Source organism: Cellulomonas sp., assembly GCF_965229465.1.
Classification (GTDB): Bacteria; Actinomycetota; Actinomycetes; order Actinomycetales; family Cellulomonadaceae; genus Cellulomonas.
In genome coordinates, this window is record NZ_OZ245882.1 from 1,124,321 (window position 1) to 1,151,266 (window position 26,946).

Here is a 26,946-nt window from a genome sequence, read left to right on the forward strand (position 1 = left end):
CGCGGCGCGGGCCGCTGCTACGGTCGCGGCCATGCCCCGGGACCCGACAATCCGCACATCCGGGACGGTCGGTGCGGTCGCCGCGGTCGGCTGGCTGCTGAGCGGGCTCCTGCGGGCCATCGTGGCCGGCTCGTCCTTCGGGTCCGGCTCTCTCGCGGAGCTGCTGGTGCCCGGCACGGGCGGTGCCCTCCTGCGCACAGGAGCTCCCCTGTCGGTCGTCGCGGGACTGGCGGGCGCGCTCGCGGTCGGCGCCGTCACGGGTCTGCTGACCTACGCCGTGGTCCGTCGGCCTCCCGGACGGGCCGGGGTGCTGCTGGCGTGCTGGTTCGCCGCGGTCCTCGGCTCCGTCCTCGGCCAGCTGGTCAGCGCCGCGATCGCGCCGGGGACCGCGTGGCTGACGGTCGGCAACGACGTGCAGTCCGCGCTCTGGGCCGGCCCGTACTGGGGCGTCGTGTACGGGTGGGCCGTCGGACAGGCCGCGGTGGCGCTGCTGCGGCGCTCGGGCGTGACGCTCGTCCCCGCGGCGGCGGCACGGGCGCGCGGCGCGGCCCTGGTCGCCGGAGCCGTCGTCGGCCTCGGCTGGGTGGTCACGGGGCTGCTCCAGCGCGGGATCGTCGACGCCCTCGGACCCGGCGGAGGCTCGGCGGCCCGGATCGTGCCCGTCCTGCTGCCCAACACCGCGACCGACTACCTGTCCGGCGGCACGCCGGAGGTGACAGTCGCGTTCGGGCTGGCGGCGCTGGTGGTCGGGACCGTCGCGGGGGTGGTCACGTGGGTGGCGGCCCGGTCGGCGGACCCCGCAGCCGGTCGGACCGCGTTCGTCCTCGCGGCCTGGCTCGGTGCCGTCCTCGGCTCGTCGCTGGGCCCCGCCCTCACCGCGCTCGGCTACGCCGTGGGCGTCGGCGGACGCGGGCTGTCACCCGCGCTCGTGCTCAACGTCCTGGCCGCCGGCGTCCCGACGAGCGCCCTGTGGGGCGTGCTCTACGGCTGGCTCGGCGCCGTGGCCGCCCTGGTCGTCCTGGGGCGCGCACGTCGCCGGGTCAGGCCCGCCGGTGCGCAGGCCCGCCAGCCCGCGCACCGCGCCTGAGACACGCCCGACGGGGTCAGCGCGTGTGCTTCTCCGGGACCGGCGCGTCGCCCGACGCCCGCTGCGTCCGGTAGTAGGCGCGCGCCTCGTCCTGGCGGGCCTGCTCCGCACCCGACGCGATCGGGGCACGCAGGTGCGCCTGCTCGTACCCGAACGCGTCCACCAGGGACTGCGCGTGCGGGCGCAGGCGGGCCAGCAGGCGGTCGATGTAGGACGTCACCGTGCGGGCACGCCCTGCGGACAGGCGGCCGTTGAGCAGGTACCAGGTGAGGTTCCGCTCGATGACGGTGAGCCCGAACAGGTCACGCACCCACGTGAGGACCTGTCGGGTGCCCGGGTCGGTGACGCGCTCGAGCGCCGCGGTGAACGACTCCCACTGGACCAGCTCGGCGTGCGCGCGGGCGGCCTCGACGAGCTCGTGCTGGTGCGCGTTGAACAGGGCCGCGGCGGTCGCCGGGTCGGCCTTCTGCGCCGGGCGCAGGGCCTGCGCGATCTCCGCGACCATGGTCTCGACGCGGTCGACGAGCAGCTCCCGCTGGGTGGCGGTCTCACGCAGCTGGCCGGCCGAGCGGCGCGGGTCGCCGACGTCGGCGATCGTCTGCACGGCGCGGTGCAACGGCGTGCGGTACCGGGCGGCGTCGGACGCGCGCTCGGCCACCATGCGGGCGACCTTCGTCGCGTCCAGGTGCTTGAAGCTCTTCGAGTAGTCGGTGAGCAGTCGCTTGCCGACGAGCTGGAGCAGGACCGTGTTGTCGCCCTCGAACGTCGCGTACACGTCGAGGTCGGCACGCAGGCTGGTCAGCCGGTTCTCGGCCAGGAACCCGGCGCCGCCGCACGCCTCGCGCGCCACCTGGAGCGTGTTCAGCGCGTGCCAGGTCGACGCCGGCTTGAGCGCGGCGGCCAGGGTCTCCAGGTCCTCGCGCGTCTCCGGGGTGTCGTTGCGGCCCGAGAACACGTCGTCGAACGCGGCGAGCAGGTCCTCGTGCGCGAACCCGGCGGCGTACGTCTCCGCGAGCAGCGGGAGCAGGCGGCGCTGGTGCTCCGCGTAGTCGAGGATCACGACCTCCTCGGTGGGCGACGCGGCGCTGAACTGGCGGCGCTGGTTGCCGTACGTGATCGCGATGGTCAGGCCCAGGCGGGCTCCCGTGACCGCGGCGCCGTCGAGCGAGACGCGCCCCTGCACGAGGGTGCCGAGCATGGTGAAGAACCGGCGACCGGGGCTCGCGATGGGCGACGAGTACGTGCCGTCCTCCGCCACGTCGCCGTACCGGTTGAGCAGGTTGGTGCGCGGGATGCGGACGTGGTCGAACCAGAGCCGACCGTTGTCGATGCCGTTCAGGCCGCCCTTGAGCCCGTCGTCCTCGCCGCCGACGCCGGGCAGGAACTCCATCGTGTCCGGGTCGCGCAGCGGGACGTAGAACGCGTGCACCCCGTGGTCGACGCCCGCCGTGACCAGCCGCGCGAACACGGTCGCGGCCGTGCCGTGCAGGGCCGCGTTGCCGAGGTAGTCCTTCCACGCCGCGCGGAACGGCGTGTGGATGACGAACTCCTGGGTGGCCGGGTCGTACGTCGCCGTGGTGCCGATGGCGGCGACATCGGACCCGTGGCCCGTCTCCGTCATCGCGAACGCGCCCGGGACCGCCAGCGAGAGCGAGTCGGCCAGGAACTCGTCGTGGTTCCGCTCGGTGCCCAGGTGGTAGATCGCGGAGGCGAACAGCCCCCACTGCACGCCCGACTTGATCTGCAGCGACGGGTCCGCGTGCGTCAGCTCCTCGAACCGCGCCAGGAAGCCGCCGTGGTCCTCGGCGCCGCCGAAGCGCTCCGGGAACGAGCGGTGCACGTCCCCCTCGGCGACGAGCAGGCGCAGCTGGCCGATGACCCGCTCGCGGTGCTCGGCGAGAGACAGGCCCTCGATCCGGTGGAACCGCTCGTCGGCCATGAGGTTGCGGGCGGCCAGGCGCAGCTCGGGGTAGTGGCCCAGCAGCACCTTGCTCAGGTGCGCGATGTCGACGTTGCGGACGTCCGCGTCGAGCCGCGGGTCGCCCGCACCGGGGGCGTCGACGGTGGGGCGCGGGGTGGTCGTGGTCATCGAGACTCCTCCGGGGCGTGCGTGTGGTCGGGGGACGTGCGGTTGCGGTCACGGGCGAGCAGCCCGACGGGTCCGGCCCAGAGCCAGGCGGCGACCTGGGCGGTGATCTCCTCGCGGTCCGGGCTGGCGGGCTCGTCGCGGTGGGCCAGCCACCACTCGCCGGAGCCACGGACGAAGCCGACGGCGCCGGCGGCCCAGGACTCGGCCAGCGCGACGCGGGCGGCGAGTGCTGAGTCGTCTGCTTCGGAGGCCTCAGGCCTGCGAGCCGTCCGACGGCCCTCGTGCTCCTCGGTCAGCCCGCGGGCGAACGGCGCGGCGACCAGGGCGGTGACGGAGTCGAGGAAGTGGCCGAGCGGCCCGCCGGACTCGACGGAGCCGTTGCGCGTGACGAACGCGTACACGTTCGGCGACGACTCGATCATCTCGAGGTACACCGCGACCATGGCGCGCAAGCCGTCCCGGGGGGTCGGCGCGATCCGCAGGACGCCTTCGAGCGCCCCCTGGATCTGGAGCACGACGGCCTCGGCGACGGCGATCTGCAGGCCGGTCTTGTCGGCGAAGTACCGGTAGACGATCGACTTCGAGGTGCCCGCCGCGGCGGCGATCTCCTCCATCGAGACGTCCGGACCCTTGTGGTGGACGGTCCGTCGGGCGATGCGGACGAGCTCCGCGCGGCGTGCCTCGCGGTGGTCGGCCCAGCGGGTCGAGCGACCGTCGGCCGCGAAGGCGTCGTCGGTCGATCGGCGGGAGCTGGGGGGCGTGGGAAGGGCCGGTCGCGCACGACCGGCCTCGGACTTCAGCAGCGTGAGGGCCGTCGCCTTCGACGGGCCCGGTGTGACAGGGCTCACGAGACCGAAGGTATCAGGTACTGTGGGTTTCGGACACCACGTCAGCATCCTCGAGCGCCCCGCGCTCGGTCCCCCGCTCAGCGACGATGCGAGAGGAACGCGCCCCATGGCCCGCCCCACCCCCACCCCGGCCCCCACACCCAGCGTCCGCAAGGCCTACGTGCTCGGCGGCAACCGGATCCCCTTCGCCCGCGCCGGCGGACCGTACGTCCGCGCCAGCAACCAGGACATGCTCACCGCCGCGATCGACGGGCTGGTCGCCCGCTACGGCCTGCAGGGCGAGCGCATCGGTGAGGTCGCCGCGGGTGCCGTGCTCAAGCACAGCAAGGACTTCAACCTCACCCGCGAGGCGGTCCTCGGGTCGGCGCTCTCGGCCGAGACCCCCGCGTACGACGTCCAGCAGGCCTGCGCCACCGGGCTCGAGACGGTCATCTCCCTGAGCAACAAGATCCGGCTCGGCCAGCTCGAGTCGGCCATCGCCGGCGGTGTGGACTCCACGTCGGACGCGCCGATCGCGGTGAGCAACCGGCTGCGCCGCGCGCTGCTCGACCTGTCCCGCGCGCGTTCCGTCGGGCAGAAGCTCGCGGCCGTCGCCAAGATCCGCCCGAAGGACCTCGCGCCGGTCGCCCCGAACACGGGCGAGCCGCGCACGCACCTGTCGATGGGCGAGCACCAGGCGCTGACCACCGCGCAGTGGGAGATCACGCAGGCCGCGCAGGACGAGGTCGCGCTCGCCAGCCACCAGAGGCTCGCCGCCGCCTACGACTCCGGGTTCTTGGACGACCTGGTCACCCCGTTCCGCGGCCTGACGCGCGACGCCAACCTGCGCGCCGACTCCTCCCTGGAGAAGCTGGCGAAGCTGAAGCCCGCGTTCGGCCTCGGTCTGGACACGCCCGCGACCATGACGGCCGGCAACTCGACGCCGCTGTCCGACGGCGCCTCGACGGTGCTGCTCGGCTCGCAGGAGTGGGCGGACGCGCACGACCTGGTCCCGCTCGCCTCGCTGGTCGACGCCGAGGCCGGTGCGGTCGACTTCGTGCACGGTGACGACGGCCTGCTCATGGCCCCCGCGTTCGCGGTGCCGCGGCTGCTCGCCCGCAACGGGCTGACGCTGGCCGACTTCGACTACGTCGAGATCCACGAGGCGTTCGCGGCGACCGTGCTGACGACGCTGGCCGCGTGGGAGTCCGAGGAGTTCGGGCGTACCCGCCTGGGGCTCGAGGGCGCGTTCGGTTCCGTCGACCGCGCCAGGCTGAACGTGCACGGGTCCTCGCTGGCGGCGGGGCACCCGTTCGCCGCGACCGGTGGGCGGATCATCGCGACCATCAGCAAGGAGCTGCACCGGCGGAAGGCGCAGTCCGGCTCCGACAGGCCCGTGCGCGCGCTCGTGTCCGTGTGCGCAGCCGGTGGGCTGGGCCTCACCGCGATCCTCGAGGCGGCCTGACCATGACGGACACCTACCTGAACCTGGTCAACAGCGGGTTCACCAAGAAGGTCGCCAAGCAGCTGGGCCTCCCCCAGCCCGCGCCGCTCACGCGGTACGCCCCGGGGCAGTCCCTGGTCGAGGGTGCCGTGCTCGTGCTCGGGCGCGGCCGGGAGTCCGACGAGGTCGCCGGCCTGCTGTCCACCGACTGGGACCTCGACGTGCACCGTCACGCGACGCCCGGCACCCGGTACTCGGCGGTCGTCCTGGCCCTCACCGAGCTCACCCACCCCGACCAGCTGTCGGAGCCCGTGCTCGAGATCGGCGCGGTGCTCAAGTCGCTGCCCCGCGGCGGTCGGGTCGTCACCGTCTCGCGCGCGGCGGTCGCCGACGACGCCCCCGCGGTCGCCGCGGCCCGGCAGGGCGTGGACGGGCTGCTGCGGTCGCTGGCCAAGGAGCTGCGCGGCGGCGCGACCGGCAACGGTGTCGTGCTCGCGAACGACGTGCCGGTCACCGCGCCGTCGGTCGTCGGCGCTCTGCGGTTCTTCCTCTCGACGAAGTCGGCCTTCGTCGACGGGCAGCTGCTCACCGTCGACTCCGCCGCGGGCTCGGTGCCCGACGACTGGGCTGCGCCGTTGGCCGGCCGCGTCGCCGTGGTCACCGGCGCCGCCCGCGGCATCGGTGCCTCGATCGCCGACACCCTCGCGCGTGACGGCGCCACCGTCGTCGCGGTCGACGTGCCCGCCGCGGGCGAGCAGCTGGTGACGGTCGCCAACCGGGTGCGCGGGACCGCCCTCCAGCTCGACGTCACTGCGGAGGATGCCGGCGCGCGCATCCTGGAGCACGCGCTCCAGCGGCACGGGCGGCTCGACATCGTCGTGCACAACGCGGGCATCACGCGCGACAAGCTGCTGGCCAACATGACGCCCGACAAGTGGAACTCCGTGCTCGCGGTGAACATCGCCTCGCAGCTGCGGATCAACGAGGCGCTGCTGACCTCGGGCGACTTCACGGACGCGCCGCGGATCGTGTCGCTGGCGTCCACGTCGGGCATCGCGGGCAACCGCGGCCAGACCAACTACGCGGCCTCGAAGGGCGGGGTCATCGGCATGGTCCGGGCCACCGCGCCGCTGCTCGAGGCATTCGGCGGGACGGCCAACGCGGTCGCCCCCGGGTTCATCGAGACCGAGATGACCGCCCGCATCCCGGCGGTCACGCGGCAGGTGGCCCGTCGGCTCAACTCGCTCCAGCAGGGTGGGCAGCCGGTGGACGTCGCCGAGACCGTGGCGTTCCTGGCCTCCCCCGCGGCCGGTGGGATCGTCGGCCGCGTGCTGCGGGTGTGCGGGCAGAACATGGTGGGCCAGTGACGACGACCGTCGTCCTGCCGTCCGTCCCGGCGCTGGGTGGGCTGTTCGCCCGCGGCGCGGGGCTGTCGTTGCAGCGTCGCGTCCGATCCGGCCCGACGACACTGCCGGACGTCGAGTACGTCGTCCGCGGCGTGACGGCGGACCCGGATCACCTCACCGCGTACCAGCACCTGCTCGGCGAGCCCGGGAGCGACCGGCTGCCCGCCGGGTTCGTGCACGTGCTGGCCTTCCCCGTGGCGACCGCGCTCATGGTCCGGTCCGACTTCCCCCTGGCGCTCGTCGGCCTCGTGCACGTGGCCAACCGGGTGACCCAGCTGCGGCCGGTCCTGCTCACCGACGTCCTCGACGTTCGGGCGTCCGCAACCGACCTGCGCCCGCACAGGTCCGGCACGCAGGTGGACCTGGTGACCGAGGTGTCGGTCGACGGCACGCTCGCGTGGCGCGGGGTGTCCACCTACCTGGCTCGGGGGGTGTTCCTCGCCGGGTCGGTCGACGAGACGTCGGACCCGTTCGTCCCGCCCACCCCGACCGGACGGTGGACCCTCGCCGGCGACACCGGCCGCCGGTACGCCGCCGTCTCCGGCGACCGGAACCCGATCCACCTGACCGCGCTCACGGCGAAGGCGTTCGGGTTCCGGCGCGCCATCGCGCACGGCATGTACACCGCCTCGCGGGCGCTCGCCGACGTCGGTGCCGCCCGGGGGGACGCCTTCGACTGGTCGGTCGAGTTCGTCAAGCCCGTGCTGCTCCCCGGGACGGTCACCGTGCGCATCGCCCACGACGGCGACGGGTTCGCGTTCGCCGGCTGGGACGCCCGCTCCGGCAAGCCCCACCTGACGGGCTCGGTCAGCCCGCTGCGCTGACTCGGCTCAGAGGTCGGCGGGCCGCAGGACGAACGTGATCGCGTGCGCGATCTGGACGTTGCCCGCGTTCAGGTCGAGCTTGCCGCGGATCAGGAACGGGTTGAGGTCGTTGCGGTCCTGGTCGCGCAGCTGCACCAGTCCCCAGCGCTTCGAGAGCACGTCGACGGTGAACGTGCCGCCCTGCGCGGTGGTGAGGACCGCGTTGTCGCTGGCCAGCGCGGTGCCCGAGTCGATCGTCGCGCCCGCGACCACGTGGTAGAGCAGCACCTGCTCGATCGCGTCGATGCCGACCGCGCCCGCCAGCGCGGTGAGCACCTGCTCCTCCGTGCCGTACCAGCGGTGGGTCAGGTCCTTGGCCAGCAGCTGGAACGCGCGGTCGTTCGGGACGAACGCGGTGAGCGGGACGGTCCCGTCGGCCAGGACCGCGACCGGGCTGGTCGGCTTGGCGGCGAGCACCGCCCCGACGGCCTGGTCCAGGATGTCGAAGTCGTACCAGCTCCGGTCGAAGGTGTCCCCGTCCGAGGCGAGCAGGGCGGCCAGGCTCGACGTCCCGGTGGGCGCGGCGCTCGCGGCGGGCGCCAGGGCGACCCCGGCTCCGGCGACCAGGCCGGCGGCGACGAGGGTGGAGAGCGTGCGACGGATCCTCATGGTGGCTCCTACGGACGACGGTCGCGGCCGACGCCCTGCGCCGCACCGCGCGGGCACCCGGAGGGCGCCCTGTGTCCTCTTCGCCCGTTCCCCCGCGCCCGGATGCACCCGCGAGCTCGGTGCCTACGGTCGAGCCGGTGGCGGGACGGTCAGTCGTCCAGGGCCGGGCCGCACGCCGCCGCGGCGGTCGCTGCCAGGTGGTCCAGGCCGTGCACGGCGAGCAGCGGGCGGGTGTCGTCGACCACGGCCCAGCAGCCGTCGACCACCTCGTACCGGACGGCCGGGCCGGTGGCCAGGTACTCCGTCAGGGCCGTGATCAGCCGGTCCACCGCCTCGCTGGTGGTGCCGACGCCGACCGACGCGCGGATGGCGCCGTTGGAGGCACCCAGGTGAGCCAGCAGCGGGTGCGCGCAGAAGCGGCCGTCGCGGACCCCGATCCCGTGCTCGGCGGCTAGGTAGGCGGCGACCAGGCCTGGGTCGTGGTCCGGCACCGTGAACGTGAGGACGCCGACCGGAGGGGCGGAGTCCGGCCAGATCCGCGCGATCTCCACACCGTCGATCGCCGACAGCCCGGCGACCAGGCGCTCGCGCAGCGCCTCCTCGTGCGCGGCGAGGGCACCCGCCGGCAGGGCCGCGAGCTGGTCGCAGGCCTCCGCGAGCGCGATCGCGCCGAGCACGTTGGGCGACCCCGCCTCGTGCCGCGCCGGCGCCGGCTGCCAGATCGTCCGGTCCGACCGCACGTCGCGCACCGCACCTCCCCCTGCGAGGTACGCAGTGCCCGTGTCGAGCCAGTCGCGGCGGCCGACGAGGGCCCCCGCGCCGAACGGCGCGTAGGTCTTGTGGCCCGAGAACGCCACGTAGTCGGCGCCGGTGGCGGCCAGCGAGAAGCCGCGGTGCGGCACCAGCTGGGCGCCGTCGACGGCCACCCGGGCACCCTCGGCGTGGGCGAGCGCGACGACCTGGTCGATCGGCAGCGCCTCCCCCGTCACGTTCGACGCGCCGGTGATCGTGACCAGCGCGTACGGCTGGCGGGCGAGCTCGTCGCGGAGGGCGTCGAGGGTCGCGGCGACCGTGCCGGCGATGGGCAGGATCGTGGTGCGGTTGCCGTGCCGCTCGGACGACTGCACCCACGGCAGCAGGTTGGCGTGGTGCTCCACGTCCAGCACCAGCACGCGGCCCCCCGACGGCACGACCCCGGCCAGCAGGTTGAGCGAGTCGGTCGTGTTGCGCGTGATGATCGCGACGTCGTCGGGACGGGCGTCGACGAACCGCGCGATGGCCTGGCGCGCGGACTCGTACAGGGCGGTGGAGACCTGGGACAGGTACCCGGCGCCGCGGTGCACGGACGCGTACAGGGGCAGCACCTCGGTGACGCGGGCCGCGACGGCCTCGAGCGCCGGGGCACTGGCCGCGTAGTCGAGGTTGGCGTAGACGCGGTGGGTGCCGTCGACGAGCGGGACGGTGGTGGTGCCGCCGACCACGGGGAGCAGCGCGCTCACCTCGGTCGCACACGAGAGGCGCTCGGCGGTGACAGTCATGGTGGGTCCTCCGACACGTTCCGGGGGAACACCCGTCGACCAGGTGGAACCCCGCGCTTGCCGAACCCCGGACGGGGCGCGGCCAGGTCGTCACCCGGGGCACCCCACCGCGGAGGAGGGTTGCCGGCCAGCGAGCCGGGGCTTGACGCTGGCGCTCATGACCTGCAACGAGGGTCCCGGCACCTCCCCGCGGCTGTCAACGCGCGACGGAGTTCGTCTCGCCTGACGGGACGCCTTGTCCACCACTTGGAAGGAGTGTCCCGCCGCGCGTAGCATCACGGCCACCATCCAGAGCGGCTGAGAGATCTGGCTCGACGACGCCGCAGCAACCCGCGGGCACCTGTGCCCGGCCGAGGGTGCTACCGCCAGGACCGATGAGACGAGGACCTCGATGAGCTACGCCGGTGACCTGACCCCCCAGCAGGCCTGGGACCTGCTGACGTCCGACGAGAGCGCCGTGCTCGTCGACGTCCGCACCGACGCCGAGTGGCGCTACGTGGGCATCCCCGACTCCGCCGCGATCGACGGGCGCTCCGCCCTGGTCGAGTGGGTGTCGTACCCGTCGGGACGGCCGAACCCGCAGTTCCTCAAACAGCTGGCCGACGCCGGCGTCGCGGCCGGCCGGCCGGTCGTGTTCCTGTGCCGCTCGGGCGTGCGCTCGGTGGCCGCCGCGCAGGCCGCGACCGCCGCGGGCCTCGGGCCGGCGTACAACGTGCTGGAGGGGTTCGAGGGCGACGTCGGCTCCGACGGCCACCGCGGCCACTCCGGCTGGCGCGCTGCGGGGCTGCCTTGGCGGCAGGCGTGAGCGGCCGGCGCGTCCCCGGGCCTGCCGACTGGGACGACCGCCGCGCACCGCGCACGGACCTGCGCCCCGACACGCTCGCCGTCCGCGGCGGGCTGGTGCGGTCGCAGTTCAACGAGACGTCCGAGGCGCTCTTCCTCACGCAGGGCTACGTGTACGCGGCCGCCGCGGAGGCCGAGGCCGCGTTCGCCGGGGAGGCCGACCGGTTCCTGTACTCCCGCTACGGCAACCCGACGGTGTCCACGTTCGAGGAGCGCCTGCGCCTGCTCGAGGGCGCCGAGGCCGCGTTCGCCACGGCGTCGGGCATGTCCGCGGTGTTCACGTCGATCGCCGCGATCGTGCAGTCGGGGTCGCGCATCGTCTCCGCGCGGGCGCTGTTCGGGTCCACCGTCGTGATCTTCGAGGAGATCCTGGCCAAGTGGGGCGTGCGCACCGACTACGTCGACGGCCACGAGCTGTCGCAGTGGGAGGAGGCGCTCTCGACGCCGGCCGACGTCGTGTTCTTCGAGACGCCGTCCAACCCGATGCAGGACCTGGTGGACATCGCCGCGGTCAGCCGCCTCGCCCACGCGGCGGGCGCCACCGTGATCGTCGACAACGTGTTCGCCACCCCCGTGCTGTCGCGGCCGCTGGAGCTGGGCGCGGACGTGATCGTGTACTCCGCGACCAAGCACATCGACGGGCAGGGCCGCGTGCTCGGCGGCGCGATCCTGGGCACCGACGAGTACGTCCACGGTCCGGTGCAGACCCTCATCCGGAACACCGGGCCGTCGCTGTCGGCGTTCAACGCCTGGGTGCTGCTCAAGGGGCTCGAGACGTTGTCGCTGCGCGTCCGGCACCAGACCGCGTCCGCCCTGGGCGTGGCCACGTGGCTCGAGCAGCAGCCCGGCGTCTCGCTGGTGCGCTACCCGTACCTGCCGTCGCACCCCCAGCACGCGCTCGCCCTCGCGCAGCAGTCGGGCGGCGGGACCGTCGTGACGTTCAACCTGGCGGTGCCCGAGGGGTCGACGCCCGACGTCGCCAAGAAGGTCACGTTCGGCGTGCTCGACGCCCTGCGGATCGTCGACATCTCCAACAACCTCGGCGACGCCAAGTCGATGGTCACGCACCCGGCGACGACCACGCACCGCAAGCTCGGGCCCGAGGGGCGTGCCGCGGTCGGGATCGCCGAGTCGACGATCCGGCTGTCCGTGGGCCTCGAGGACCCCGCCGACCTGATCGACGACCTCACCCAGGCGCTGGCCACCCTCGACGGCTGACCCTGCGCCACACTGACGGCATGAACGCGTCGTCGTCGCTGGTCAGGCTGCTCGTCGGGGTGGTCGCCGGCCTCGTCGTCGGCACCGTGATCGGCTGGACGTCGGTCGCCGCGGGGCTCGCCGCGTGGGCGACGGTCGCGGCGGTGTTCGTCGTCTGGACCTGGTGGGTCGTCGGCCCGATGAACCCGGACGACACCGCGTCGCACGCCACGCGGGAGGAGCCGACCCGGTTCGGCGCCCATGCCCTGGTCGTCGCCGCGGCCGTCGTGACCCTGGTCGGGGTGGTGCTGGTGCTCGTGGACAAGCAGATCGGCCAGCTGCTGCCGACCGTCGCGGTGCTGTCGAGCGTGCTGGCGTCGTGGGCCGCGATCCACACCGTGTTCGCCCTGCGGTACGCGCGGATGTACCTGACCGACGGCGCACGCGGCATCGACTTCCACATGACCGAGCCGCCGCGATACACCGACTTCGCGTACGTCGCCGTGACCGTGGGGATGAGCTTCGCGATCTCCGACACCGACCTCGGCTCGTCGGCCATGCGGCGCACCGCGCTGGTGCACGCGCTGCTCAGCTACCTGTTCGGCACCGTGATCATCGCGCTGCTGGTCAACCTGGTCGCGTCGGTGTGACCGTCAGAGCTGCACGGTCTCGTTCTCGCCGCCGTCGTACCGCTCGCCGGTGAGCTTGGCCTTCACCAGGCTGAACGCCGTGGTCAGCCGGCCGCCCTTGGCGTGCCAGTACTCCGCGCTCTCCCCGTGGACGACGACGAGCACCAGGCCCGGCGTCTCCGGCCCGTCGGGGAACCACGCCTCCGCCGTCACGCCCCAGAGCTCGCGGTTCTTGGCGACGTCGCGGACCACCTCGGCCGGCCCGGAGAGCGAGACCCACGCGGTCGCGTCGGCGAACGAGGCGTTCGCCGGGCTGCCCGCCTCGATCTCGTGCACCTTGTGGCTGTCGGCGTCGGCGAAGAACCAGAGGTCGCCGTCGAAGTCCACGTCCTGTACGCCCATCGGCCGGCTCACCAGCGACCCGTCGGCGGCCACCGTGGTGAGCATCGCGATCCTGGCGTCCTTGATCAGTGCGGCCACCGTGGCCCGCTCGTCGTCCTGCGTCATCGCTCCTCCTCGCCCTGCGCGCACCCGCGGGGCTGCTGACCGCGGCGGCTCGGCCACCGTAGGCATGTCAGCGGGATGCTGCATGCTCGGGGGATGACGGAGGAGTCCGACTACGAGGCGATCGCCGACGACCTGGTGGCCCGCGGCGCCACGCGCGCGCAGATGATGGGCCGCCCCATCCTCAAGGTCGGGTCGACAATGTTCGCCGCGCACATCGGCGGCGACCGGCTCGCCGTGAAGCTCGGCCGGGACAGCGCGGAGCACGCGGAGGCCCTGGCGCTGCCCGGTGCGGCCGTGTGGTCCCCCGGCGACAGCGGGCGGCTGTTCTACGACTGGGTGGCGCTGCCGGCGTCGGCGGAGGACCACTGGATGCGGTTCGCCGAGATCGCGCGGGTGCTCGCTCAGACGTCCTTGGCCATCCAGAGCGACAAGAAGTCGCCCTCGTACGGGAAGAAGGGCACGACCGGCCGATAGCCCGCGGAGAGGTAGAGCATGACGGCCTCGGGCTGGCGGATGCCGGTCTGGAGCACCACGCTGGTCAGGCCGAGCGCGCGGGCGTCGTCCTCGATGGCCGTCAGCAGCGCGCGGGCGGCGCCGGCCCCGCGGGCGTCGTCCTCGACCCAGACCTTCTTGAGCTCGCCCGACCCGGCCGGGTAGCCCTCCCGGGCCGCGCGCAGGGTCGAGCAGCCGACGGGGCGGCCGTCGATCCAGGCGATGACGGTGCTCAGCGCTCCGACGCCCTGCTTCGGGTCGTCGACCTCGAACCCGCCCGGCACGCTCGCGGGGATCTCCGGGTAGCGGACCTCGATGTCGCGCCACATCGCGAGCCGCAGCGCCGTGGCCACCGGGTCGGTCCAGTCGGCGTGGGTGAGCGTGACCGTAGGGCGCTCGCCGGTGCGCGGCTCCCGGGGCGGCGTCGGGCCGAGGTCCTTCGCGAAGCAGCGCGACTCCGCCTCCGACGCGTACTCGCCGAAGTTCGGGATCGACCGGTAGCCCTCGCTCAGGTACAGCCCGATGGCCGACGCCTGGAGCACCCCGGTCTCCAGGACGAGCCGGTGGAAGCCGCGGTCCTGCGCGACGGCCTCGAGCTCGCGGAGCACCGACCGCGAGAGCCCGCGGCCGCGGTGCTCCGGGACGACGAACATGCGCTTCAGCTCGCCGACGCCGTCACCGCGCGCACTGATCGCGCCGCAGGCGACAGCCTCGCCGTCGATGCGGACCAGGAGCATCGCGGCGATGCTCTCGCCGGTCATCTCGTGGCCGATGTCCTCCTCGCCGTACAGGGCGAGCAGCTCGGCCTGCTGGGCGGTGCGCAGCCGGAGCGCGTCGGGGTCGTCCCAGTCGACGAGCGTCGTCTCCAACGCGCTCAGCCGACGAGGGCGGTGAGGACCGACGTGAAGAACCGCAGCCCGTCCGTGCCCGTGCGGGGGCCCTTCGCGCCGTCGGGTCCGAAGCCCGGCTCGACCGCGTGCTCAGGGTGCGGCATGAGGCCGACGACGTTGCCCGCCGCGTTCGAGATGCCCGCGATGCCGCGGCGTGAGCCGTTCGGGTTCCAGCCCTCGTAGCGGAACACGACGCGGCCCTCACCCTCGAGCTCGTCGAGCACGTGCTCGTCGGCGACGTACTGGCCGTCCTGGTTCTTCAGCGGGATCGTGATGTGCTCGCCGGCCGTGTAGTCGCGGGTCCAGGCGGTGTCGACGTTCTCGACCGAGAGCACCTGCTCGCGGCACACGAAGTGCAGGTGGTCGTTCTTGATCATCGAGCCGGGCAGCAGGTGGGCCTCGGTGAGCACCTGGAACCCGTTGCAGATGCCCAGCACCGGCAGACCCTTGTTCGCCGCGTCGATGATCTCGCCCATGACCGGCGCGAACCGGCTGATGGCGCCGGCGCGCAGGTAGTCGCCGTACGAGAAGCCGCCGGGCAGGACCACCGCGTCGACCCCGTGCAGGTCGGCGTCGCCGTGCCACAGGCTCACGGGCTCGGCACCGGCGAGGCGGACCGCGCGGGCGGCGTCGCGGTCGTCGAGGGTGCCGGGGAAGGTGACGACGCCGATGCGGGTCATGCCTGGGTGTCCTCGTAGACCGCGACCACGTCCTCGATCACCGGGTTGGACAGCACGTGCTCACCGGCCTCGCGGGCGGCGGCGAGGATCTCCTCGGTCACCGGCCCGTCGACCTCCAGCTCGAACCGCTTGCCCTGACGCACGGACGCGAACTGCCCGAACCCGAGCCGTGGCAGGGCGCCGGCGACGGCCTTGCCCTGCGGGTCGAGGATCTCGGGCTTCGGCATGACATCGACGACGACTCGTCCCACGAAAGGGCTCCAGGTGTTCGCGCGGCGGTGGGGGGTCGCGGCGATTCTAGCGAGTGCGTGGGGGCGTCCCGCGCGGGTGCTCAGTCCGTGGCCAGGAGGGCGGGGACCAGGCCCTCGCGGTAGGTGTCGACGGGCGGGGACTGGCCCGTGACGGCGATGTGGACGACGTCGGCCAGCGCGAGATCGTCGGGGCCGTGGACGGTCGACCACCACGCCACGGCCGCGCTGGGAAGCACCACCAAGGCCCCCACCGCGATCGGGGTCACGAGGCTGTGCACCGCCACGCAGAGAGCGATGGCGCCCGCGCCGAGCAGGACGGCGAGAGCGAGCTGCCTACGGACCGGGTCGACGAGCCTGCGCGCAGGCTGCAATGGTCGATGCGGGAGGCGACGCTGGAGGTTCCAGGCCACCAGGATGGCCAGCGGGAGCCCGACGAGCACCGCGACGCCGAGCACGGCATTCCGGACAGTCACCACCCCGACCACCGCCGTCGCGAGCGCGAGGAGCGTCACCAGCCCGACCATGGGTCGCGCACGCAGCCGGTCGCGCATCACCCAGCCGAAGAGGAGCGACTGGTCGGTGAGCATCTCTCCACGCTCGGCGACCAGGTGCTTGCGGGCGTCCGACCGCCGCCTCCATGGCCCGAGCACCAGGGACATGCCCCCGCCGCCGACGATCCACGCGACCATCATGCCCCTCGGCATGAACTCGACCGGCCCACCTCCGACCAGGGTGAGAAACGGGAACATCACCATCACGAGGCTGAACGGAACGACGACGCCCACCCGCAGCGGATACAGAGCGCCCTCGATGTCGTCCCGGACCCAGGCGCGGTACTGCGGGGACAGCCGTCTCCCGAGCAGTCGGTACGCGGCCACCTGACGCAGCGGCGGTCGTGTGCGCAGTCGCGTCAGGAGGCCCGCGCGCACGACGCCGAGGCCATCGCGCAGGCCGATGCGGCGAGCGTCTGCACCGGCGAGGTCCGCGAGCACCGCGGTCATCTCGTCGGCCCTGTGCGTCCGCCAGCGACGCGGGTACGCGCGCAGCCAGCGGTGGACGGAGCGCTCGAAGCGCGGGTCGATCGTCATCGGGTCTCCAGGACCGCCGTCGGGACGAGCTCGGTGTCATAGCGGTCGACCGCGACCGGGCGGCCGGTCCAGGCGACGTGCCACAGGTCGACGAAGCCTGCGTCGGGGGCCGAGCGCGCGCGACGCCAGAGGACGACGGTCGACGGGAGAAGCAGCAGGCACACCGGCGCCGCAACGGCCGAGAGCGAGAGGACCCAGGCGCCCGACGCCTCGGCGAGCGCAGCAGCGACGATGAGGACGATCCACATCGCGAGGCCGACGCGAGCCTGCGGTCGCAACCCGAGGAGGTGGCGGGCCGGCTGGCCGGGCCGGGCAGGCAGCCGGCGGTCGAGACGCCGTGCGACGACGACGGCGAGCGCGACGCCTGCGACTGCGACGACGGCCAGCAGCACGGCGCCGAGTGCTGACGGTTCACGTCCCGCCACTGACATGTCGACCGCGCGGCACGCGACCTGGGGGGGCTCGCACGGCACGCTGGCGACGATCAGCCAGGTCGGCGCGACGACGGCGGCCACCGACCAGGTGGCTGCCCCGACCGCCAGCAGGAGCGCCAGGACGCGAGCTCCCGGCTCCGCGGCGATCCGCGCTCGCGACGTCCGCACCCAGACGAACGCTCCCACCGTGCGCGACTCGCCCCAGCTGGGGCGGGCGTGGTGCTGGAGCCTCCGGCGTGCGGCGCCATCGGGCCGGACGCACAGCAGGGTGGCGGCGCCGGCGAGGGCGATCGCTGTCCACGTCACGACGATCTCGCTGCGCAGATCGGAGGTCAGGGCCACGTAGAGCGGCATGGCGAACATCCACGCGCGGCCCAGCAGGTTGCGCCGCAGGTGCCCGGGCGAGGTCACGTCCCGCCGCACCCAGTCGCGGTACCGCTCCGGCACCCGGATGTCGAGCATCCGGTACGGCAGGTACACCCAGAGCGGCGGGGTCTGGCGCCAGCGCGTCGCGAGACCGCCGCGCAGCAGCCCGAGGGCGGTCCGGGTGTCGAGTCGTCGAGCGTCGTCACCCGCGAGGTCACGCAGGACCGCCGTGACCTCGTCGCCACGCTCCTCGCGCCAGCTCGGCGGGTAGGCCCGCAGCCAGAACGCCGCGGACCGCTCCAGTCCGCGCATCAGGCGGTCCCGAGGGCGGGGCGCGGTCGGGCCGCTAGGACTCGGCGGGCGAGCGACGCCAGGTCGGTGAGTCGTGCGGTCTCCGCAGCCAGTGCCCCGTAGCCGTCGGGGGTCAACCGGTAGTAGCGGCGCAGCCGGCCGTCGACGACGACCTCACCCGACGCTTCCGCGTACCTCGCCTCGACCAGCCGGTCGAGGATGCCGTAGAGCGTGCCTGCGCTCAGCCGGACCTTGTCGTCCGAGAGGACCTTGACCGCCTGCACGATGCCGTACCCGTGGCGCGGCTCCTCGGCGAGTGCGAGCAGCACCAGGTACGCCTGCTCGCTCATCCGAAATGCCATGGCGGATATATATCGCGCGACGACCTATCAAAGCAAGGGATCGTTCACGATCCGGGATCCCTGAGGCAGGCGTCTCCGCAGGTCAGCCGCGATGTCAGTGGAGACTCGTACACTTGTTCGATAGAGGTCATACCGGGCGGATGCAGGGAGGTGGTTGCGGTGACGGCGGTTCTCGAGAGCTGCGCGATCGACGACCTTGCAGCGAAGGCATCGCCTCACCGTCACCGTGTCGAACGTGCCGCTCTGCCCACGATGCCGACGTTCTCTCCCGCTCCGCCCACCTCGGCTTCGTCGCCCATCTCGCCCGCGTCGGCTCCATCGCCCCTCTCGCCCACCTCGGCTCCGTCGCCCGCCTCGCCTGCCTCGCCCGCGATGGTCTGGGCGGACTCGGGGCGTGGTGCTCGTCCCGGGGCGGCGCCGGTCGTCCCGGGCGGTGCGCGGGTGGTGGACCTGGCTGCGGTGCAGGAGTTCCCGCTGCCCGATGTGGACCTCGCGCAACTGGTCGCGATGCTCGGTTCCGTGCCGGTCGCGGAGGTCTCCGGGGCGGCGCTGGTCAACGGAGTGGCGGCCTGGCAGCAGGTCGTCACCATGGTCCAGGCCACCCAGGCGGTCTGGGTCCGCGAGCTCGCGGCCCGCACCCCGGACGCGTTGCGGCACGTCCCGGACGAGCTCGCGTGCGCGCTGGTGTCCACCAAACGCCACGCAGAGACCACGTTCCTGCGCGCCTGGGGCACGGCCCAGCACCCCGCCCTGGCCGACGCCTGGGCGACCGGGGCGATCGAGACCCGCAAGGTCGAGGTGATCCTGGACGAGATCCACCGATCCGGCACCGCCCTGCCCGGCAGTGAGGTCGACGACGTGGTCGCCGACGCGGTGCACCGGGCCACCGAGATGACCAGCCCGCAGCTGACCCGGCACCTGCGCGCCACCCTGATCGCCGCCGAGCCCACCGTCGCCGAGCAGCGTCGGATGGTGGAGCGGGCGCGGCGCGGGGTGTTCCTGGAGCTGGCACCCGACGCGATGGCCCGCCTGATCGCCTACCTGCCCGCCGCCGACGCCACCGCCGCGTTCACCGCCATCGACGCCCTGGCCGGGCACGCCGCCATCGACGGCGACACCCGCAACATCGCCCAACGCCGCGCCGACGCCTGCACCGACGTGTTCACCACCATCCTGGACCGACAGACCACCCCCGACGGGACCCCGCTACCCACCCGGCACGGGCAACGCGTCGCCCTGCAGGTCACCGTCGCGGCCAGCACCCTGGCCGGCCTGGACGACCATCCCGCCACCCTCGGCTCCTACGGGCCCATCCCCGCGCAGGTCGCCCGCGAGCTCGCCCAGGACGCCACCTGGCGACGCATCCTGACCGACCCCACCACCGGGCAGGCCTGCGCCGTGGGCACGCAGTCGTACCGCCCGGGCGTCGATCTGACCCGCACCGTGCAGGCCCGCGACGTCACCTGCACCTTCCCCGGATGCCGCCAACCCGCCACCAGGTGCGAGATCGACCACCGCATCCCTTACGACCACACCCGCAGCACCGCCGACCCAGCCGGCGACAACCAGACCTGCGAGGCGAACCTGCACTCGCTGTGCACACACCACCACCAAGCGAAGACCCAGGGCTGGTGGCAGGTCACCCACAACCGCCACACCGGCATCTCCACCTGGACCGACCGCCACGGCCTGACCTACGCCCGCCACCCCATCCCCATCCACACCACCCCCAAAGCCCTCATCCACCGACCACCCCCGCCACCACCGTCGGACCGAGGCGACCCACCCTTCTGACGGCGGCGACCCGTTTCTGGTCGGTGGTGAGCGGTCGCGTGTCGGTGGTGCGAGGCATGATGCGCGCATGACGTCTCCGGCCTCCTCGACCCGCGGCTGGATCGGCCCCTACCTTCTGCTCGCGGTGCTGTGGGGGTGCAGCTTCCTGTTCATCGCCACGGCGCTGCGCACGTTCGCGCCGACGCAGGTGGCATTCGGTCGCATCCTGATCGGGTTCGTGGCGCTCGCCGCGATCCTGCTGGTTCGGCGCGAGCGCGTGCGGATCGGGCGCGGACAGCTGGGTGACTTCGTCATCGTCGGTGCGGTGATGACGGCGATACCGTTCGTGCTCTTCGCGTTGGCGGAGCAGCGGGTGACCTCGGTGCTCGCCGGCCTGGTGAACGCGACGACCCCCCTGTTCACGGCGGTGTTCGTGGCGCTCCTGCTGCCGTCCGAGCGCCCCGACCGGGTGCAGGTGGGAGGCCTCGTCCTCGGCTTCGGCGGCATCGCGGTGCTGCTGGGCGTCTGGAACTCGGGTGCGATCGACCTGGCGGGCGGCCTGATGCTCCTCGGTGCGACGTTCTGCTACGGCATCGGCAACGCGTGGAGCCGGCGCCGGCTGACCACCACGGGTCTGTCCACGGTCGCGCTGCCGGCCATCCAGCTGGCGGTCGGCGCGGTGCTGATCCTCCCGTTCGCCGTCTCCACCCCGCTGACCGGCCCGCTCGCCCCGGCGCCCGCGCTGGCCCTGCTCGCCCTGGGGCTCGGCGGCACCGGGCTGGCGTACGTGCTGTTCTGGCGGGTGCTGGCGATCGCCGGCGCCACGGTCACCGCGAGCGTCACGTACGTGATCCCACTGGTCTCGACGACCCTCGGGGTGCTCGTCCTGCACGAGGGCCTGCACTGGTACGAGCCGGTCGGCGGGGCGGTCGTGCTCGCCGGCGTCGGGCTGACGCAGTGGGGGGCCGCGCGGCGCCGGTCGGCGGACGCGGCGCGCGCACAGCAGGCCGCCGCGTTGCCGGTCGCGGCGGACCAGCCGACGGAGACGGACGAGAAGACCACCGCGGAGAGCCCTGTCCGCGGCTGAGGGTCACGGGACGACGACCGTCATCCCCGGTCCGCCCGAGCCGTCGCCCAAGGCCGCGAGCGCGGCGGGCGCCTCGTCGAGACCGATGGTGCGTCCGACCAGGCGGGACGGGTCCAGCTCCCCGGACGCGATCCGCGCCAGCATCGTCGGGTACTCGTGCGCGGCCATCCCGTGGCTGCCGTAGACCTCGAGCTCCCACCCGATCACGCGGCCCATGGGCAGCGGCGGCGCGGTGTCGTCGCCGAGCAGCAGCCCGACCTGCACGTGCCGGCCGCGGCGGCGCAGCGACAGGATCGACGCGGTCGCGGTGGCCCGGCTGCCGAGGGCATCGAGCGAGACCGCAGCACCTCCGCCGGTGACCTCGTGCACCTGCGCGGCGACGTCGCCGGTGCCGTCGAGCACCATGATCGCGCCCATCGCCAGCGCCGCGTCGCGCGCGGACCCGGAGACGTCGATCGCGACGACGCGCGCCCCGGCCGCCACGGCCACCATGACCGCCGACAGCCCCACGCCGCCGCACCCGTGCACCGCGACCCAGTCCCCCGCGGCGACCCGGCCATGCACGGTGACGGCCCTGTAGGCGGTCGCGAACCGGCAGCCGAGGCCCGCGGCGGTGACCGGTGACATCCCGGCGGGCAGCCGGACCAGGTTGACGTCGGCGTGGTGGATCACGACGAGCTCGGCGAACGACCCGTCGTCGGTGAACCCCGGCTGCCGCTGCCGCTCGCACACCTGCTGCTCACCGGCCAGGCACGCCGGACACGTGCCGCACGCGCACACGAACGGCACGGTGACCTCGTCGCCGACCGCCCACGAGCGCACGCGCGGTCCGACGGCGGCGACCACCCCGGCCAGCTCGTGGCCGGGGACGTGCGGCAGCGTGATGTCGTCGTCGTGCCCCTGCCAGCCGTGCCAGTCCGACCGGCACACGCCGGTGGCGGTGACCCGCAGGACGACGCCGTCGTCGGGGCAGTCGGGCGCGGGAACCTCCTGGACGGTGGGTAGGACGCCGAACTCGGAGATCACCACGGCACGCATGGCACCCATCCAACCGGACCCGAACCAGAACCGAGCAGCCGTCAGAACCCGCGGTGCGTCCAGCCCCCCGCGACGAGCGTGCCGGCGACCTGCATCCCCCGCAGCGGGGCGGTCAGTGGGTCGGCGTCGAGCACGACCAGGTCCGCAGGTGCACCGACCAGCGGCGCCAGCCCGCGACCGTCGACCGACGACTCCAGCGCCACCCGGCGGTCGAGGACCTGCTCGGGGTGCCACGGCGCCCGCCCGTCGCGGGACCGGGTGACGGCGGCGTCGACCGCGATCCACGGGTCCAGGGGCGCCACGGGCGCGTCGGAGCCGAGCGCCAGCCGCACCCCTGCCCGGTGCAGCGCGCCGAACGCGAAGGCGCGATCGGTGCGGCCCGCCCAGTGGTGGTCGGCGACGTCGCGGTCGTCCATCGCGTGCTCGGGCTGCACGCTCGCCACCACGCCCAGCGCCGCGAACCGCTCGACGTCGTCCCAGGACACCAGCTGCGCGTGCTCGATCGACCCGGTAGCCCCCGAGGAGGCGTAGGCGTCGAGCGCGAGGGCGTTCGCGGCGTCGCCGATCGCGTGGATCGCGCAGCGCAGGCCGTGCCGGGTGGCGTGCGCCATCAGCGGGGCGAGGCGCGAGGCGGGGACGGCGAGGACGCCCCGCGCGTTCGGGCCCGTCAGCCCCGGGTAGGGGTCGTGGCAGAAGGCGGTGCGGGTGTTGAGCGAGCCGTCGGTGATCACCTTGAGCGGCCCCTGCTCGACGAGCCCGCCGACGGGGTCGCCGGTGTGCAGGTCCTCGCGGACCACGCGGTCGAGGTACTCCTCCCACACGCCGGCCCGCACGCGCAGCCGGCCGGGCCGGGCGGCGGCGCGACGACGCCACACGGCAAGGTTGTCGGCGATCTCCAGGTCGACCACCCCGACCACCCCGCGCGCAGCGGCCGCAGCGGTGGCGTCGTCGACCAGCGCGTCGGCGACGTCGTCGGGCACGTGGTCCACCACGCCCTGCAGCGGCAGCCACTCGTGCTCGCGCAGCAGACCGGTCGGGTGGTGGCCGACGCCGAGGAACCGCAGACCCGCCGTCGACGCCCACGCGCAGTGCAGGTCGCCCGAGACGAGCACCACGGGCGTGTCACCGACGGCCGCGTCGAGCAGGGCCGCCGTCGGCTCGTCCGGCCAGAGTCCGTCACGGAAGCCGAAGCCGACGAGCGCGGTGCCGGGGACGGGCGGCGGCGCGGCGGCGACCAACGTGACGGCGTGCGCGGCCGAGGTGGCACCGGAGACGTCGAGCCGGCGCCGGGCGAGCGCCCACTGCGTCAGGTGCACGTGCGCGTCCCAGAGCCCCGGCATCAGCCAGCGGCCGCCGAGGTCGACCGACGGGCCCTCCGCGGCGAGCGACGCGCCGACCGCCGCGACCCGGCCGGCGCGGAGCAGCACGTCGACGGGCGCGTCGTGGTCGACGAGCCGCGCGGAGCGTAGGAGGAGGTCAGTCGGTACGGTCCCCATGTGAGCACCGTAGAGGCGGGATACGACCCGACGTTCCTCGGTCCGCCGGTGCCCCTCCCGGCCCCGGCCCAGATCGTCCGCACGCTGCCGTCGACGCACTTCACCGTGCTGCTCGACCCCGAGCGCGGGCTCGCCGCCGCGACGGCGGTGAACATCGACGGCGCCCAGCTGGTGGACCTCGAGCGCAGCGACGACTGGCACCTGGACCCGCGCGTCCCCGCCGACGAGCAGGTCGGCCCGGAGCTGTACGTGCGCAACGACCTCGACCGCGGCCACCTGGTCCGCCGACGCGACCCGGTCTGGGGCGACCTCGTCACCGCGCGCCGGGCGAACTTCGACACGTTCGCCTACCCGAACGCCGCGCCGCAGGCCTCCGCGTTCAACCAGGGCGAGCTGCTGTGGGTGGGCCTCGAGGACCACGTGCTCGACTACGCGCGGGCCCAGGGCAGCCGGCTCTCGGTGTTCACGGGACCCGTCCTCGCCGACGACGACCCGATCTACCGCGGCGTCGGGATCCCCCGGCTGTTCTGGAAGGTCGCGGCGTGGGCGTCCGCCGACGAGCTGCGCGCCACGGCGTTCGTCCTCGACCAGACGCCATTCGTCGCGACGATCGAGGCGGCGGGCATCCCCGACCTCGGCCCGTTCCGCACGTTCCAGGTGCCGGTCGCGGACGTCGAAGAGCTCACCGGGCTCGACCTCGGGCCACTCGTCGGTGCGGACGTCCTCGCACCCGTCGGCGCGCTCGGCGATCGCGAGCGCTGGCTCCCCCTGACGTCCCTGGCGGAGATCCGGCTCTAGCGGGCGTGGCGGACGTGCGCGTCCCGGCGGGCAGGCACCACCATCGGGGTCCCGGTCTCCGGGTCGGGCACCACGCGGCACGCCAGCCCGAACACCTCACGCACCAGGGGCTCGGTGACCACCTCGGACGGCGGACCCTCGGCGACGACCACCCCGGCCTTCATCGCGATCAGGTGGGTGGCGTACCGGGCCGCCTGGTTCAGGTCGTGCAGCACCGCCACGAGCGTGCGGCCCTCCTCGTGCAGCCGCGCGCACAGGTCCATGACCTCGAACTGGTGGGCGATGTCGAGGAACGTCGTCGGCTCGTCGAGGAGCAGCAGGTCGGTCTCCTGCGCGAGCGCCATGGCCAGCCACACGCGCTGGCGCTGGCCTCCGGACAGCTCGGCGACGAACCGCTCCCGCAGGTCGGCGACCTCGGTGGCGGCGAGGGCGTCCGCGACCGCGCGGGCGTCGGCCGCCGACCACTGCCGCAGCAGGCCCTGGTGCGGGTACCGGCCGCGGGCCACCAGGTCACCCACCGTGATCGCCTCGGGCGCGATGGGGCTCTGCGGCAGGAGCGCCAGCCGCCGGGCGACGTCCTTGCCCTTCAGCGACGCGATCGGCACCCCGTCCAGCAGCACCTGCCCGGCGCGCGGCTTGAGGGTCCGGCCGAGCGCGCGCAGGAGCGTCGACTTGCCGCACCCGTTCGGGCCGATGATGACCGTGAACGACGACCGCGGGATCTTCACGGACAGGTTCGTGGCGACCACCAGCTGGTCGTAGGCGAGCGTCAGGTCGGACGCCTCGAGCGGCGGACCGTTCACGCGGGACTCCTCCTCCACTCGCGGACCAGCAGGAACGCGAGATACGCACCGCCGAGCGCGGCGGTGACGACTCCCACGGGGTACACGACGCCCGGCACCGCGTACTGGGCGATCAGGTCCGCGACGACGAGCACCGCGGCGCCGCAGCACGCGGCGGCGACCATACCCGGTCCGGTCGACCGGGTCAGCCGGCGGGCGATCTGCGGAGCGGTGAGCGCGACGAACGCGATCGGGCCGCTCACCGACACCGCCGCGGCCATGAGCAGGACTCCGACGACCACCGCCCACGTCCGCACCCGGTCCGCCGGCACACCGACCGCGACAGCCACCTCGTCGCCCATCTCCACCAGCTGCATGGGCCGGGTGAGCGCGAGCGCCGCGGGGAGCAGGAGCACCAGCGCGCCGACGATGAGGACGACGTCCGACCAGGACCGGGACGCGAGGCTGCCGTTGAGGTACGCGGCGAGCACCTGCGCGTCCTCGCGGGTGGCCCGGGCGAGCGCCAGCTGCACGAACGCCAGCGACATCGCGCCGACCGCGATGCCGACGACCACCATCCGCAGGGGCGCCCGGAACCCGGCGCCGGAGCCGAGGTAGACCGCGCCGATCGCCACCCCCGCGCCGATCAGCGCCCCGACGGGCACGGGAAGGGTCCCCGGCCACACGAGCCCCGCGGCCGCGGCACCCGCAGCCGCGCCGGCGCCGAGCCCGATGATGTCGGGGCTGCCGAGCGGGTTGCGTGTGACCGACTGGAACATGGCTCCCGACACCGCGAACGCCGCGCCGGCCGCGGCTCCGACGAGCAGCCGGGGCAGCCGGTTGGTCCAGAGCACCCACTCCTGCGTGCGGGAGCCGCTGCCGGCGACGACCGAGGGCAGCTCCGCCAGCGGGATGCCGAGCTGACCGGCCGCCAGGGTGACCAGGGCGGTGACCAGCACGAGCGCGAGCGCGACCACGCAGACGACGACCGGGCGGCGGTGCCAGCGGACCGTCACGGCGGGCCCGAGGGTCAGGACGGCGCTCACACCCCCACCCGGCCCTGGCGCACCGCGAGGATGAGGAAGGGCGCACCGACGAACGCGGTGACCGCCCCGACCGGCAGCTCCCCGGGGCGGGCCACGACGCGCCCGAGGACGTCGGCTGCCAGCAGCAGCACCGGGCCGAGCGCGAGGCAGTACGGCAGGAGCCAGCGGTGGTCCGAGCCGGTGAACCCGCGCACGACGTGCGGGACGGCGAGCCCGACGAACGCGACGGGCCCGACCGCGGCCACCGCGGCGGCGCACAGCACGGTGGCCCCCGCGGCGCCGAGCAGGCGGGTGCGGCCGGCGCGCAGCCCGAGGGAGGTCGCGGCCTCGTCGCCGAGCGCGAGCGCGTTGAGCGGCCGCGCCAGCAGCAGGCACACCACGAGACCCACCACGACGAACGGGAGCACCGCGTCCACGGTCGACGGCGGGCGCCCGGCCAGCGACCCCACCACCCAGAACCGGTAGGTGTCGAACACCTCGGGGTTGGCAAGCGTGATCCCCTCGACGACCGCCACCAGCACCGCGGAGACGGCCGCGCCGGCCAGGACCAGCCGCACCGGCGTCGCGCGTCGACCCCCGGACCCGATCAGGTACACCGCGACGGCCGCCAGCAGGGCCCCCGGGACGGCCGCCCACACGGACCGGCCGGCCGCGCCGCCGAGCACCGCGGCCGTGACGACCAGGGACGCCGACGCCCCGGCGCTCACGCCGAGCAGGCCGGGATCCCCGAGCGGGTTGCGCGTCAGCCCCTGGATCACGACGCCGGCCACCGCGAGCGCCGCACCGACGAGGAGCCCGAGCTGGGTGCGCGGGATGCGCGACGCGACGACGGTGGACACGAACGACCCGTCGGGGTGCCGCCACGCCGACCACACGTCGCCCAGCGGCACCGGCTTGGCCCCGACGGCGACGCTCAACCCGGCCACCACGACGAGCAGGAGCACCGCCGCCACCAGACCGAGACCGAGCACGAGCGCGCGCGAGCCCCGCACGCGGGTGGCGTGCGGGGCTCGCGCGACGGCGGTGCTCACAG

The 26,946-nt window shown here is 74.1% G+C and carries 27 protein-coding genes and 2 riboswitches; of the genes, 11 read left to right on the top strand and 16 right to left on the bottom strand.

Features of this window, described 5'->3' with window-relative positions:
• The first annotated feature begins 31 nt into the window (after positions 1-31).
• Entirely contained in the window at positions 32-1,087 is a 1,056-nt protein-coding gene (locus tag ACO06A_RS05350; protein ID WP_421735006.1) for a hypothetical protein, read from the top strand.
• Positions 1,088-1,103: 16 nt separating this feature from the next.
• Here the strand turns inward: ACO06A_RS05350 and ACO06A_RS05355 are convergent, their stop codons facing one another.
• Both ACO06A_RS05355 and ACO06A_RS05360 read right to left on the bottom strand, forming a co-directional pair.
• Entirely contained in the window at positions 1,104-3,176 is a 2,073-nt protein-coding gene (locus tag ACO06A_RS05355; protein ID WP_421735007.1) for an acyl-CoA dehydrogenase, read from the bottom strand.
• The gene (locus ACO06A_RS05360; protein ID WP_421735008.1) at positions 3,173-4,024 is read right to left on the bottom strand and encodes a TetR/AcrR family transcriptional regulator; all 852 of its coding nucleotides are present in this window, start codon (positions 4,022-4,024) and stop codon (positions 3,173-3,175) included. The genes ACO06A_RS05355 and ACO06A_RS05360 overlap by 4 nt, the downstream gene beginning before the upstream one ends.
• A 106-nt stretch (positions 4,025-4,130) precedes the next feature.
• On the opposite strand from ACO06A_RS05360, the gene ACO06A_RS05365 reads away from it, so the two are divergent.
• Genes ACO06A_RS05365 through ACO06A_RS05375 form a run of 3 tightly spaced genes read left to right on the top strand, consistent with a single transcriptional unit; the run spans position 4,131 to position 7,677 of the window.
• Positions 4,131-5,468, top strand: a complete 1,338-nt coding sequence (locus ACO06A_RS05365) for an acetyl-CoA C-acetyltransferase (RefSeq protein WP_421735009.1) — start codon at positions 4,131-4,133, stop codon at positions 5,466-5,468.
• Positions 5,469-5,470: 2 nt separating this feature from the next.
• Positions 5,471-6,814: a 3-oxoacyl-ACP reductase gene (locus ACO06A_RS05370; protein WP_421735010.1), complete on the top strand. Its 1,344-nt coding sequence runs from the start codon at positions 5,471-5,473 to the stop codon at positions 6,812-6,814.
• Entirely contained in the window at positions 6,811-7,677 is an 867-nt protein-coding gene (locus ACO06A_RS05375; protein WP_421735011.1) for a MaoC/PaaZ C-terminal domain-containing protein, read from the top strand. Before ACO06A_RS05370 ends, ACO06A_RS05375 begins: the two co-directional genes overlap by 4 nt.
• A 6-nt stretch (positions 7,678-7,683) precedes the next feature.
• Here ACO06A_RS05375 and ACO06A_RS05380 read toward each other — a convergent pair whose 3' ends face one another.
• Together ACO06A_RS05380 and ACO06A_RS05385 are read right to left on the bottom strand one after the other, a co-directional pair.
• A complete protein-coding gene (locus ACO06A_RS05380; RefSeq protein WP_421735012.1) occupies positions 7,684-8,325 on the bottom strand; it encodes a fasciclin domain-containing protein in 642 nt (213 codons plus the stop codon).
• A gap of 149 nt (positions 8,326-8,474) precedes the next feature.
• Positions 8,475-9,863 carry an aminotransferase class V-fold PLP-dependent enzyme gene (locus ACO06A_RS05385; protein WP_421735013.1) on the bottom strand — a complete coding sequence of 463 codons (1,389 nt, stop codon included), beginning with the start codon at positions 9,861-9,863 and terminating at the stop codon, positions 8,475-8,477.
• Positions 9,864-9,911: 48 nt separating this feature from the next.
• A riboswitch (SAM riboswitch) is annotated at positions 9,912-10,026 on the bottom strand.
• A gap of 118 nt (positions 10,027-10,144) precedes the next feature.
• Positions 10,145-10,259: riboswitch (SAM riboswitch) on the top strand.
• On the opposite strand from ACO06A_RS05385, the gene ACO06A_RS05390 reads away from it, so the two are divergent.
• The 3 genes from ACO06A_RS05390 (at position 10,255) to ACO06A_RS05400 (ending at position 12,553) form a co-directional block, all read left to right on the top strand.
• Positions 10,255-10,668 carry a rhodanese-like domain-containing protein gene (locus ACO06A_RS05390; protein ID WP_421735014.1) on the top strand — a complete coding sequence of 138 codons (414 nt, stop codon included), beginning with the start codon at positions 10,255-10,257 and terminating at the stop codon, positions 10,666-10,668. It overlaps the preceding riboswitch by 5 nt.
• A complete protein-coding gene (locus ACO06A_RS05395; protein ID WP_421735015.1) occupies positions 10,665-11,924 on the top strand; it encodes an O-succinylhomoserine sulfhydrylase in 1,260 nt (419 codons plus the stop codon). Before ACO06A_RS05390 ends, ACO06A_RS05395 begins: the two co-directional genes overlap by 4 nt.
• A gap of 20 nt (positions 11,925-11,944) precedes the next feature.
• Positions 11,945-12,553, top strand: coding sequence for a DUF1345 domain-containing protein (locus tag ACO06A_RS05400; RefSeq protein ID WP_421735016.1), 609 nt, complete (start codon positions 11,945-11,947; stop codon positions 12,551-12,553).
• 3 nt (positions 12,554-12,556) lie between these two features.
• Here ACO06A_RS05400 and ACO06A_RS05405 read toward each other — a convergent pair whose 3' ends face one another.
• Positions 12,557-13,039, bottom strand: a complete 483-nt coding sequence (locus ACO06A_RS05405; protein ID WP_421735017.1) for a pyridoxamine 5'-phosphate oxidase family protein — start codon at positions 13,037-13,039, stop codon at positions 12,557-12,559.
• 93 nt (positions 13,040-13,132) lie between these two features.
• On the opposite strand from ACO06A_RS05405, the gene ACO06A_RS05410 reads away from it, so the two are divergent.
• Positions 13,133-13,513: a hypothetical protein gene (locus ACO06A_RS05410; RefSeq protein WP_421735018.1), complete on the top strand. Its 381-nt coding sequence runs from the start codon at positions 13,133-13,135 to the stop codon at positions 13,511-13,513.
• Here the strand turns inward: ACO06A_RS05410 and ACO06A_RS05415 are convergent.
• From ACO06A_RS05415 to ACO06A_RS05440, 6 genes are all read right to left on the bottom strand, one after another.
• Positions 13,441-14,400, bottom strand: a complete 960-nt coding sequence (locus ACO06A_RS05415) for a GNAT family N-acetyltransferase (protein ID WP_421735019.1) — start codon at positions 14,398-14,400, stop codon at positions 13,441-13,443. The two genes, ACO06A_RS05410 and ACO06A_RS05415, sit on opposite strands and share 73 nt — an antisense overlap.
• Positions 14,401-14,405: 5 nt before the next feature.
• Complete coding sequence (gene purQ, locus ACO06A_RS05420) at positions 14,406-15,101, bottom strand: phosphoribosylformylglycinamidine synthase subunit PurQ (protein ID WP_421735020.1); 696 nt, start codon at positions 15,099-15,101, stop codon at positions 14,406-14,408.
• A complete protein-coding gene (gene purS, locus ACO06A_RS05425) occupies positions 15,098-15,352 on the bottom strand; it encodes a phosphoribosylformylglycinamidine synthase subunit PurS (RefSeq protein WP_056593189.1) in 255 nt (84 codons plus the stop codon). Before purS ends, purQ begins: the two co-directional genes overlap by 4 nt.
• A gap of 80 nt (positions 15,353-15,432) precedes the next feature.
• Positions 15,433-16,440 carry a hypothetical protein gene (locus ACO06A_RS05430; protein WP_421735021.1) on the bottom strand — a complete coding sequence of 336 codons (1,008 nt, stop codon included), beginning with the start codon at positions 16,438-16,440 and terminating at the stop codon, positions 15,433-15,435.
• On the bottom strand, positions 16,437-17,552 hold the full coding sequence (locus tag ACO06A_RS05435) for a hypothetical protein (protein WP_421735022.1): 1,116 nt from the start codon (positions 17,550-17,552) through the stop codon (positions 16,437-16,439). The genes ACO06A_RS05430 and ACO06A_RS05435 overlap by 4 nt, the downstream gene beginning before the upstream one ends.
• A complete protein-coding gene (locus ACO06A_RS05440; protein ID WP_421735023.1) occupies positions 17,552-17,893 on the bottom strand; it encodes a PadR family transcriptional regulator in 342 nt (113 codons plus the stop codon). Before ACO06A_RS05440 ends, ACO06A_RS05435 begins: the two co-directional genes overlap by 1 nt.
• Before the next feature lie 441 nt (positions 17,894-18,334).
• Here ACO06A_RS05440 and ACO06A_RS05445 point away from each other — a divergent pair, with 441 nt between their 5' ends.
• Together ACO06A_RS05445 and ACO06A_RS05450 are read left to right on the top strand one after the other, a co-directional pair.
• A complete protein-coding gene (locus tag ACO06A_RS05445; RefSeq protein ID WP_421735024.1) occupies positions 18,335-19,687 on the top strand; it encodes a DUF222 domain-containing protein in 1,353 nt (450 codons plus the stop codon).
• A gap of 67 nt (positions 19,688-19,754) precedes the next feature.
• Positions 19,755-20,753 (top strand): DMT family transporter, encoded by a 999-nt coding sequence (locus tag ACO06A_RS05450; RefSeq protein ID WP_421735025.1) that lies wholly within the window; start codon positions 19,755-19,757, stop codon positions 20,751-20,753.
• A gap of 3 nt (positions 20,754-20,756) precedes the next feature.
• Here the strand turns inward: ACO06A_RS05450 and ACO06A_RS05455 are convergent, their stop codons facing one another.
• A complete protein-coding gene (locus tag ACO06A_RS05455) occupies positions 20,757-21,791 on the bottom strand; it encodes a zinc-dependent alcohol dehydrogenase family protein (RefSeq protein ID WP_421735026.1) in 1,035 nt (344 codons plus the stop codon).
• A 41-nt stretch (positions 21,792-21,832) separates the two neighbouring features.
• Positions 21,833-23,287 carry an amidohydrolase gene (locus ACO06A_RS05460; RefSeq protein ID WP_421735027.1) on the bottom strand — a complete coding sequence of 485 codons (1,455 nt, stop codon included), beginning with the start codon at positions 23,285-23,287 and terminating at the stop codon, positions 21,833-21,835.
• On the opposite strand from ACO06A_RS05460, the gene ACO06A_RS05465 reads away from it, so the two are divergent.
• Positions 23,288-24,085 (top strand): DNA/RNA non-specific endonuclease, encoded by a 798-nt coding sequence (locus ACO06A_RS05465; protein ID WP_421735028.1) that lies wholly within the window; start codon positions 23,288-23,290, stop codon positions 24,083-24,085. It abuts the gene before it with no gap.
• On the opposite strand, the gene ACO06A_RS05470 is transcribed toward ACO06A_RS05465, so the two are convergent.
• Genes ACO06A_RS05470 through ACO06A_RS05480 form a run of 3 tightly spaced genes read right to left on the bottom strand, consistent with a single transcriptional unit; the run spans position 24,082 to position 26,944 of the window.
• The gene (locus ACO06A_RS05470; protein WP_421735029.1) at positions 24,082-24,888 is read right to left on the bottom strand and encodes an ABC transporter ATP-binding protein; all 807 of its coding nucleotides are present in this window, start codon (positions 24,886-24,888) and stop codon (positions 24,082-24,084) included. The two genes, ACO06A_RS05465 and ACO06A_RS05470, sit on opposite strands and share 4 nt — an antisense overlap.
• Positions 24,885-25,913, bottom strand: a complete 1,029-nt coding sequence (locus tag ACO06A_RS05475; RefSeq protein ID WP_421735030.1) for a FecCD family ABC transporter permease — start codon at positions 25,911-25,913, stop codon at positions 24,885-24,887. The genes ACO06A_RS05470 and ACO06A_RS05475 overlap by 4 nt, the downstream gene beginning before the upstream one ends.
• Positions 25,910-26,944, bottom strand: a complete 1,035-nt coding sequence (locus ACO06A_RS05480) for a FecCD family ABC transporter permease (RefSeq protein ID WP_421735031.1) — start codon at positions 26,942-26,944, stop codon at positions 25,910-25,912. The genes ACO06A_RS05475 and ACO06A_RS05480 overlap by 4 nt, the downstream gene beginning before the upstream one ends.
• Positions 26,945-26,946: the final 2 nt, after the last annotated feature.

Excerpts from the sequence above, each read along its gene's own strand:
- ACO06A_RS05350 (WP_421735006.1), top strand. The coding sequence starts at position 32 with ATGCCCCGGGACCCGACAATCCGCACATCCGGGACGGTCGGTGCGGTC.
- ACO06A_RS05355 (WP_421735007.1), bottom strand. The coding sequence starts at position 3,176 with ATGACCACGACCACCCCGCGCCCCACCGTCGACGCCCCCGGTGCGGGC.
- ACO06A_RS05365 (WP_421735009.1), top strand. The coding sequence starts at position 4,131 with ATGGCCCGCCCCACCCCCACCCCGGCCCCCACACCCAGCGTCCGCAAG.
- ACO06A_RS05370 (WP_421735010.1), top strand. The coding sequence starts at position 5,471 with ATGACGGACACCTACCTGAACCTGGTCAACAGCGGGTTCACCAAGAAG.
- ACO06A_RS05380 (WP_421735012.1), bottom strand. The coding sequence starts at position 8,325 with ATGAGGATCCGTCGCACGCTCTCCACCCTCGTCGCCGCCGGCCTGGTC.
- ACO06A_RS05385 (WP_421735013.1), bottom strand. The coding sequence starts at position 9,863 with ATGACTGTCACCGCCGAGCGCCTCTCGTGTGCGACCGAGGTGAGCGCG.
- ACO06A_RS05390 (WP_421735014.1), top strand. The coding sequence starts at position 10,255 with ATGAGCTACGCCGGTGACCTGACCCCCCAGCAGGCCTGGGACCTGCTG.
- ACO06A_RS05400 (WP_421735016.1), top strand. The coding sequence starts at position 11,945 with ATGAACGCGTCGTCGTCGCTGGTCAGGCTGCTCGTCGGGGTGGTCGCC.
- ACO06A_RS05405 (WP_421735017.1), bottom strand. The coding sequence starts at position 13,039 with ATGACGCAGGACGACGAGCGGGCCACGGTGGCCGCACTGATCAAGGAC.
- ACO06A_RS05410 (WP_421735018.1), top strand. The coding sequence starts at position 13,133 with ATGACGGAGGAGTCCGACTACGAGGCGATCGCCGACGACCTGGTGGCC.
- purQ (WP_421735020.1), bottom strand. The coding sequence starts at position 15,101 with ATGACCCGCATCGGCGTCGTCACCTTCCCCGGCACCCTCGACGACCGC.
- ACO06A_RS05430 (WP_421735021.1), bottom strand. The coding sequence starts at position 16,440 with ATGACGATCGACCCGCGCTTCGAGCGCTCCGTCCACCGCTGGCTGCGC.
- ACO06A_RS05435 (WP_421735022.1), bottom strand. The coding sequence starts at position 17,552 with ATGCGCGGACTGGAGCGGTCCGCGGCGTTCTGGCTGCGGGCCTACCCG.
- ACO06A_RS05440 (WP_421735023.1), bottom strand. The coding sequence starts at position 17,893 with ATGGCATTTCGGATGAGCGAGCAGGCGTACCTGGTGCTGCTCGCACTC.
- ACO06A_RS05450 (WP_421735025.1), top strand. The coding sequence starts at position 19,755 with ATGACGTCTCCGGCCTCCTCGACCCGCGGCTGGATCGGCCCCTACCTT.
- ACO06A_RS05455 (WP_421735026.1), bottom strand. The coding sequence starts at position 21,791 with ATGCGTGCCGTGGTGATCTCCGAGTTCGGCGTCCTACCCACCGTCCAG.
- ACO06A_RS05460 (WP_421735027.1), bottom strand. The coding sequence starts at position 23,287 with ATGGGGACCGTACCGACTGACCTCCTCCTACGCTCCGCGCGGCTCGTC.